The following is a 7,723-nucleotide window of genomic DNA, read 5'->3' on the forward strand; positions in this document are numbered from 1 at the left end:
CTTCAAAGGCCCTCTCAGGCCGCGCCGTAGGGGCACCCCTGCGGCACCTCTGCGGTCCGGTGCACGAAGGCCGGCCGTAGCTCGGGATCCTCGGGGTCGTAGTAGCGGTGGAACACCGCGGTCGCCCCTCCGGACAGGGGCGGGACGATCCAGCTCCAGTCGGTCGGCACCGGGCGCCCGTGCCGCCTCTCGCGGTCCACGTGCGCGAGGAACCGCCGCGACTCCGTGTGGTGGTCGGCCATGCTCACCCCCGCCTGCTCGTAAGAATGCAGGACCGCCAGGTTGAGCTCGACCAGGGCGCGGTCGCGCCACAGAGTGCGCTCGTTGCGGGTGTCGAGGCCGAACAGCTCGGCGACGGCGGGCAGCAGGTTGTAGCGGTCGGTGTCGGCGAGGTTGCGCGAGCCGATCTCGGTGCCCATGTACCAGCCGTTGAAGGGCGCGGCCGGGTACGTGACCCCGCCGATCTCCAGCGACATGTCGCTGACGGCCGGCACCGCGTACCAGCGCAGACCGAGGGCGGCGAACCCGGGATGGCGCGGATGCGTCAACGGCACCTCCAGCACGGCGTCCTCGGGCACCTCGTAAAACTCCGGAGTCAGGCCGGAGCCGGGCTGCACCAGCAACGGCAGTATCTCGAAGGGTGTTTCACCGCCTTTCCAGCCCAAGTCCCGGGCCAGCGCCACCCGATGGGTGCTACGCGGGTCGTCCGAGTAGCGCACCAACTGCTCGCCCAGCAGCGTGGCGGCGGGACGGCCGGGGCGATCGGGGGCGAAGACGCTGATGACCGGCCGGATACGGCCTCCGTTGGTCGCGATCCGCAGATGCTCGAAGCACTCACTGGCGATGTCGTCGGGATGCGTGACGTGCCGCAGGTCCCGCACGATCAGATTGTTCCAGTAGAGCCGGCCTATGCAGCGCGCCGCGTTGCGCCAGGCCACCCGCGCGCCGTACGCCACCTCCGCCGCAGTGTGTTCGTACGTGCCGTAGCGCTCCACCTCCGCGGTGATCTCCGCGAGCCGCCTACGCGGGTCGCCGTCGCCCGGGTTCTCGGCGGCGTACTGCCGGATGAACACCTCGGCGGCCGCCAGGACGGCCTCGTGCGCCGATGGGCGGCGCGGAGCCGGGTCGGACGAAGGGGGGAGTTGCATCGGATTCTCTCCTGCTCGGGGTCTGGTGCTCACACGAGCCCGGCGCGCCGGCGGTGGTACGGCGGCCGCTCGGCCGGGAGCGGACGGGGCGATGCCGAGTCCGGCAGGCGGGCGCGGCAAGCGAGTGGCCGCACGGCCGGGGCCGGGTCGGCCGGCCGCTCAGTCCTCGGGCGGTTCCCGCAATTTCCGGGGCAGTAACGCGGCCTCGAGTGCGGGCACGTCGAAGGGGTCGAAATGGATCCGCTCCTGCGGGATGCCCTGCCGGGCCAGGGTGGCGCTGGCCTGCGTGACCATGTCCACCGGGCCGGAGAGGAACGCCTCGTGCCGGTACCACGGCCCGAACTCGTTCAGCACCCGCGGCAGGCTACCCTCCAGCCCCGCAATACGCTCGTGCGACACCGCGGCCCGCACAGAGAGCCAGTGGTGCCGCTGGGACATCCTGAGCATGTCGTCCAGGCCGTAGAGCTCCTCGGCGGTCCGAGCGCCGACGAAGACGTCGACGTAGCGCTCTGTCCCGGTGCGGGCCGCGTCCTCGACCAGGGCCTTGATGGGGGCCATGCCGGTCCCGCCGGCCACGCACACCAGATCCCGGTCGCTGCGCGGGTCGAGCGTCATGTCGCCCTGAGTGGGTCCGAGCCGCACCATGTCCCCGGGCTTGGCGCTGTAGACCAGGCCTTGGCTGACCTGGCCCTGGGCGACCGCACGCACGTGGAAGGTCACGGTGTTGTCCGGTCGCGGCGCGTGCGCGGGCGAGTAGTAGCGCCACGTCTTGGGGTGCCAGGGCGTCTCCACGCTCGCGTACTGGCCTGCCGTGTACGGGTAGGGCGCGTCGGGCCGCACGGTGATTTCCGCGATGCCATGGCCGCGGTGCAGGTGGTGGATGATCTCCGCCTCCCACACCGCGGGCGCCGTGCGAGCGTCCTCCCCCGCGGTGTGCATCATCACCTGCGCGACGACGCCGTATCCGTGCGTCCATGCGGCGGCCAGCTCCGGGCTCCACGCCGGGCCGGCGTAGCGGGCCAGGGATGCAAGCAGGCACTCGCCCACCGCGGGGTAGTGGCCGTTCAGCGCCCCGAACTTGCGGTGGTCGCGACCGAGCCGACTGCAGAACCGGATCAGGTTCTCCGGGTCGTCGACGAGGTCGACGATCTGCAGCAGCCCGCGCAGCAACCGGTCGCGCTGGACGTCCAGGTTGTCCGGGAAGAGCCCGCGCACCTCGGGGTAGCGTGCGAACAGAATGGCGTAGAAATACACCGTCATGTCCGCTGCGTACGCGCCGACCACGGCTACACTCGCGCGCATCAGGGCGATTTCCTCCGCAGTCAGCGGCACGAGGTCCGGCAGCGGACTCGGCGCCGGGGGCGAGGGAGTGGAAGGCGGTGCTGCTGATTCCGGTGACTGCGCCGTGGCATCCGGTGCGTCACGGCGTCCTCGCGACGCACGGGAGAATATCACCGGGCGCCTCCCGCTTCAGATTGAATCGTCATCACCATGAGGGAAATTCAGTGTCAGAGCAGTGGGGAGCGGGGACCGCTGCACATCCGGTCGCGGTTGCCGGGACAGGCCGATGACCGGCACGGGGTTCCGCTGTGCCGGATGCCCATCCAGCACCCAGAAAGGGTCCGCCATTCGGCTGTGGCGCCGTCTCGATACGACGCCAGGGATCAACTTGACTGGCACACAGGCAACTTGGGAACGGACGGGGCGGAACTCCCTGGGATGTCCTGCCGTTCGGTGGCGATCGACAGGACCGCATTCACCCTAATACACAATCTTCACCCGTCAACCAAAGGATAGGCACGACCTCGCCCCGACTCGCGCACGTACGTGCCACAGGCCGGCCTGGCACGCGTGTGTTCGGCGCCGAGGAGGGGGGGTGGGCGCGGAACCGACCGGAGGAAGTGTGTGGATCCGGCCGGAATCAGACCGCGGCGCGGCAGCCCGGCAACTCCGCGAAACCGCGTCCGCTTCTGCCGGTGAGATGCCGAAGCCCGCTCGAATTGCCACCCGAAACCAGTCGGTGTCGGGAGCTGCGGTGGATTCAGAAGTCATGGCTCACGACAGCGTAATACCGAGTGAATTCACCGAGATGAACATGATCTCTGTCGGTAAATCCGGATAACCGGGGCACTCGGGTTCCCGGGCAGCGGTATGGGTGACCCGCGTGAAAACCCTGATTCGGGCTGAGGGTCCGTCAGCTTGCTGACGGACCCTTCGTGGTGGGTGTTGGTCGGGGTTTTCGGAGTGTGAGCAGGCTGATGGCCCGGTTGTCGCGTCGGGTGGGCGCCGGGTTCCACTGCTCCGGTCGGGGTGGTGCTGCTCGCAGGGGCGGGAAGACGCTGGTCAGCCGGGGACCGGGAGGGCGTGGAGTCGTTCCAGCGCTTCAGTGATCATGTCTGTCCAGGGCCAGTGCTCGGCTAGGCGGAGGATGCGGCGGCGGCCGGTGGTGATGAGCTGGGCGGCGCTGGAGAACAGTCGAAGCCGCAGGCGGCGGGGCTCCCACAGGCGGGCCTTGCTGGTCAGGGCGAGCAGGGGCATCCAGGCCAGCAGGGCGAGGGCGATCTGGACGATCTCCAGCCAGATCTGGTTCTGCGCGGCCTCGTGGAGGGGGAGGTTGCGCAGGCCGGTGGCGCGGGCGGCGCGGATGCGGTCCTCGGCGCGGGCCCGCCGGCGGTGGCGCAGTTCGAGGGTGGCGATCGTCTCACCGGCGGTGTTGGTGGCGAAGCAGGTAAGGCGCATGCAAACGGCCGCACCCCGGTGCCCAACTGCGCTTCACCGACGCCGTCCACTGCCGTCGCAGAGCAGCACTTCACCGTCGCATTCCCAGAAGGAGCCGTTGTGTCCCGTCTTACCTACCCCGACCGGCAGGACTTTCCCAAGGAACTGCGTGAGTTCCTCGACCAGCTGCCGCAGCACGCGGCATTCGACATGCTGTCGCACTCGCAGGCCACCGTCGAGATCTTCCTCCGGCAGGGCCAGGCGCAGTTCACCCAGCTGGCGCTCTCCCCGCGAGACCGTGAACTGACCATTCTGACCACGGCCAGCGCCACGGACTGCGCATACGAGTTCACCCAGCACGTGCCGATCTCAGCGTCCGTCGGTGTGTCGGACGCCGTACGGGACGCGATCAAGCGCAAGGACTTCAACGCCCCGGAGCTCCCCGGCGACGACCGCGCAATCATCCGCTTCGTGGCCGCGGTCATTGCCTCCCCGACCGTTTCCGACGAGATCTTCTCCGCGGTGAAGCAGCGCCTCACTCCACGCGAGATCCTCGAGATCATGCAGGTGACCGGGTTCTACTGGTCCTTCGGACGCGTCTGCACCGTTCTCGATGTCGAGGTCGAGAAAGACCATGGTGATGCCGTGATCGACGCGAGCCGGCGCATGCAGGTACCGGCGCAGTGACGTGGGGTGTCGGCCCGTACGGGGCCGACACCACCGAGAAGCGCGAGAGGGGCAGGCGTGGAACTCAGAAGATTGCCATGCGTACTTTGCCTGCGATTTCTCGGCAACAGAGATCAAGCACGCCATCCGTCAGCATGGCAGGCCCGCGGCAGCCCTCAAACACTTCATGCAATGTCGCGGTGCGACGCTCACCACCCGTAAGGAATCGCACACCATGAACACTGCGAACGCGGAATCGTTCCGTAACGTCACCATCGTCGGCGCCGGCGTCATCGGCATGTCGTGGGCAGCCCTGTGCCTCGCCCACGGCTGTGAGGTCACCATCAGCGACCCGGCCCCCACGACGGAGAGCCAGGTCCGCGCAGGTCTGGCAGACATCGCCCCCACGCTGGAAGAGCTGGGCATGCGGACGGACGACCTGACTGCCCGGCTGCGTTTCGAGGCCGATCTGGCCGCCGCGGTGGCCCACGCCGACGTGGTGCAGGAAAACGGCCCGGAGCGCTTGGAGATCAAGCACCGGATGTGGGCCACCATCGAGGAGAACGCTCCTGCCCATGCGCTCTTCGCCACCTCGACCTCAGGTCTTCCGGCCAGCGAGATCGCCACGGTCCTCAAGCAGCCCGAGCGCCTGATCGTCGGCCACCCCTTCAACCCGCCGCACCTGGTGCCTCTAGTCGAGATCGTTCCGGGCAGGCTCACCTCGGAGGAGACCGTTGAGCAGGCGCGCGCCTTCTACGGCGCCCTGGGCAAGAAGCCCCAGGTCCTGCACAAGGAAGTTCCGGGTTTCGTCGCGAACCGCCTGCAGGCGGCCTTCTTCCGCGAGTGCGTCCATCTGGTGGCCGGGGGAGTGGTGACCGAGCAGGAACTCGACGAACTCGTCACTTCTTCGATCGGCCCGCGTTGGGCGGTTGCCGGGCCCTTCCAGAGTTTCCATCTCGGCGGCGGTTCCGGCGGATTTGCTCACTTCCTCTCGCATCTCGCTCCCGCGATGGAACAGAGTTGGAAGTTCCTGGGAAGCCCGACCTTCGACGAGGCCACCGTCAAACTCCTGAGCGAGCAGGCCGAGGCCTACCTCGGCGACCGCCCCATCGAGGAACTCGCAACTCAGCGGGACCAGGCGCAGATCGCCCTCATGCGTGCGCTGGGTGAGCTTCCGCCCGCTCCCACCCGGTGAGGACCGATGACCTGCACCGGCTTCTGTGAGCGGTGCTCGTCGAAGGGATATGCCCAGGCGAGTAAACGCAGGTGGTCGTCGCTGGTGGTGCCGGTGGTGTGGCTGCCGAGTTCGCGCCCGCGTTCATCGATGGTGGCTGCCGTGTGATTGCACTTGTGGGTGCCGACGCTGCCTCAACAGCTTCTGACCTGTCTAACGGGTGGAATCGCCTGATGATGAGCCGAGTTGGTCCGCACATGGTCCGGATCTTGGATCGTGTCCCTGCTGTCCGGCTACACGCAGAACGCCTCGCCGACCGACGTCAACTGGCTCTCCGAGACTCCCGAGTCAGTGACCATCCGGCGTAAAGTCACAGCCAGCCGCGCTGGGCGGCGGTCAGCCCGGCCTGGAACCGGGTGTTCACCCCGAGTTGACTCATCAGGCGGTGGATACGGCGTTGGGTGGTGCGTTCGCTCCAGCCCTGGGCCCGGGCGATCGCGGCGTCGGTGAGCCCTGCCGCGAGCAGCGACACCAGTGACCGGGTCTCCTGGTCGGGTTCGCCGGTGCCGCTGTCGAGGCCCCCGTCGGCGGCTGTGCGCTTCGTCAGGGGCAGGGGAACCGCCCGCTCCCACTCCACCTCGAAGAGCGCCTCCAGGGCCACCAGCATCGGTGAGCTCTTCACGAGATACGCCGCCAACTGACCGCCCGGCGCCGAACTGATGGGGATGATCGCGACCCGGCTGTCGCAGATCACGAGTTTGAGTGGCAGCTCGGTACGGACACGCGCCTGTTCGCCGGCCCGGACACTGGGCAGGATGTCGTCTGCGAGGCGGCCCGGCCAGGCGACGGCGGCGCGGTCGTAGATCACCCGGTGGGCGACGCCCCGGCGCTGCCGCTTGATCTGCTCGTCGAGGTTGCTGCCAGGCCGGTCGACGTAGGGGGGTCTGTCGAAGGCCCGTATCTCGCGCTGTGCCTGGGTGGTCATGCACTGCACCGCGGTACTGACGTCGGCGCGTTCGGTGAGGAGTTCCACCGCGAGGTCCGGGCTGCTGATCCGGGATGCCTCCCGGTGTGCCTCCATCAGCCGGTGCACCTGCGACCGTGCCTCATCGAGTTGCTTTTCACGGCGGCGGATCAGCGCGGTGACAGCGATGTCGGGGGCCACCGCGGTGAACCGGGGCGGTCGGCCGGTGGCCCGCGTCGCCAGGCCCTCCTTGACCAGATCGGCCAGCTGCCGCGTGATGGAGGGCACGGACAGTTCACAGGCGCCGGCGAGCTCCGAAGCCGTGACGTGGGGCGTATGGACCAGCACGGCGTAGACGCGCTCAGTCTCCTCTGTCAGTCCCAGTACGTTGAATGTCATGCCCTTTTTCCGCCTTCATGTCGCCTGCCCGCCGGCCGGCGGATGTCGGCCACCCATGGCTTTGCGCCACAGCTGTCCCGTCGACATTTTCCATGTCATAAAGGAAGCCCTGGTCCGGGGGCCTGCGGGCAGCGCCTCCCCCGTATCGGGCGAAGCCGCCGCGGGCGGCGACCGCGCAGCCGCCGGCCCTGGGTAGGAGTAGCGGCCCGCCAGGTCCTCGTCATTGTGGATTTCGGCAACCGTGTCCATGCCCAGGGCCGCTCTCCGGGAGGTCGTGGATGCCGTCGGTGGTTGAGCTGTTGGAACAGCGTTCTGGGTGCTCGCCGTCGCGTGGACGAGCTGTGGGAGGAGGCCGACCGTCTCCAGGCCGAGTTGGCCGCGGCCGAGCAGGAATGGAAAGGGTGGGCCATTGCCCGCTCTCGCGTCGGTGAGGTGCTGGCCCCTGTGGACGAGACTGGGATCCGCGTTCGACCGCCACCGCTCAAGATCGAAAAGGCAACAGCTTCGAAGACCGTGGGTCTGGGGGGGGGGGGGGGGGGGGGGAGGGGAAAGGGGGGGGGGGGGGGGGGGGGGGGGGGGCGCCGACAGTAGGATGGCCCGGTGGATAGCGGCGGGCGAGGCGCGCACCGGATCGGTGGTCGGGCTGGTCTTCGG

5 protein-coding genes and 2 pseudogenes are annotated in these 7,723 nt (G+C 68.6%); 3 read left to right on the forward strand and 4 right to left on the reverse strand.

Annotation, left to right across the window (positions count from 1 at the left end):
• Positions 1–14 precede the first annotated feature (14 nt).
• The 3 genes and pseudogenes from ACZ5NH_RS05465 to ACZ5NH_RS05475 form a co-directional block, all read right to left on the reverse strand.
• A complete protein-coding gene (locus tag ACZ5NH_RS05465) occupies positions 15–1,148 on the reverse strand; it encodes a nitric oxide synthase oxygenase (RefSeq protein ID WP_468773072.1) in 1,134 nt (377 codons plus the stop codon).
• Positions 1,149–1,307: 159 nt separating this feature from the next.
• On the reverse strand, positions 1,308–2,450 hold the full coding sequence (locus ACZ5NH_RS05470; RefSeq protein ID WP_468773073.1) for a globin domain-containing protein: 1,143 nt from the start codon (positions 2,448–2,450) through the stop codon (positions 1,308–1,310).
• A 1,041-nt stretch (positions 2,451–3,491) separates the two neighbouring features.
• A pseudogene (locus tag ACZ5NH_RS05475) lies at positions 3,492–3,887 on the reverse strand (transposase); the annotation flags it as partial.
• Between the two features lie 99 nt (positions 3,888–3,986).
• Here ACZ5NH_RS05475 and ACZ5NH_RS05480 point away from each other — a divergent pair.
• Positions 3,987–4,553: a carboxymuconolactone decarboxylase family protein gene (locus ACZ5NH_RS05480; protein ID WP_468773074.1), complete on the forward strand. Its 567-nt coding sequence runs from the start codon at positions 3,987–3,989 to the stop codon at positions 4,551–4,553.
• A 214-nt stretch (positions 4,554–4,767) separates the two neighbouring features.
• A complete protein-coding gene (locus tag ACZ5NH_RS05485; RefSeq protein ID WP_468773075.1) occupies positions 4,768–5,727 on the forward strand; it encodes a 3-hydroxyacyl-CoA dehydrogenase NAD-binding domain-containing protein in 960 nt (319 codons plus the stop codon).
• A 349-nt stretch (positions 5,728–6,076) separates the two neighbouring features.
• Here ACZ5NH_RS05485 and ACZ5NH_RS05490 read toward each other — a convergent pair whose 3' ends face one another.
• Complete coding sequence (locus tag ACZ5NH_RS05490; RefSeq protein WP_468773076.1) at positions 6,077–7,069, reverse strand: helix-turn-helix domain-containing protein; 993 nt, start codon at positions 7,067–7,069, stop codon at positions 6,077–6,079.
• A gap of 278 nt (positions 7,070–7,347) precedes the next feature.
• Between ACZ5NH_RS05490 and ACZ5NH_RS05495 the strand changes: the two are divergent.
• A pseudogene (locus ACZ5NH_RS05495) lies at positions 7,348–7,528 on the forward strand (hypothetical protein); the annotation flags it as partial.
• Positions 7,529–7,723: the final 195 nt, after the last annotated feature.

Source organism: Streptomyces sp. NPDC031426 (assembly GCF_055581585.1).

Bases quoted from the DNA above. Each gene is read 5' to 3' on its own strand.
- ACZ5NH_RS05465 (WP_468773072.1), bottom strand. From the start codon at position 1,148: ATGCAACTCCCCCCTTCGTCCGACCCGGCTCCGCGCCGCCCATCGGCG.
- ACZ5NH_RS05470 (WP_468773073.1), bottom strand. From the start codon at position 2,450: ATGCGCGCGAGTGTAGCCGTGGTCGGCGCGTACGCAGCGGACATGACG.
- ACZ5NH_RS05485 (WP_468773075.1), top strand. From the start codon at position 4,768: ATGAACACTGCGAACGCGGAATCGTTCCGTAACGTCACCATCGTCGGC.
- ACZ5NH_RS05490 (WP_468773076.1), bottom strand. From the start codon at position 7,069: ATGACATTCAACGTACTGGGACTGACAGAGGAGACTGAGCGCGTCTAC.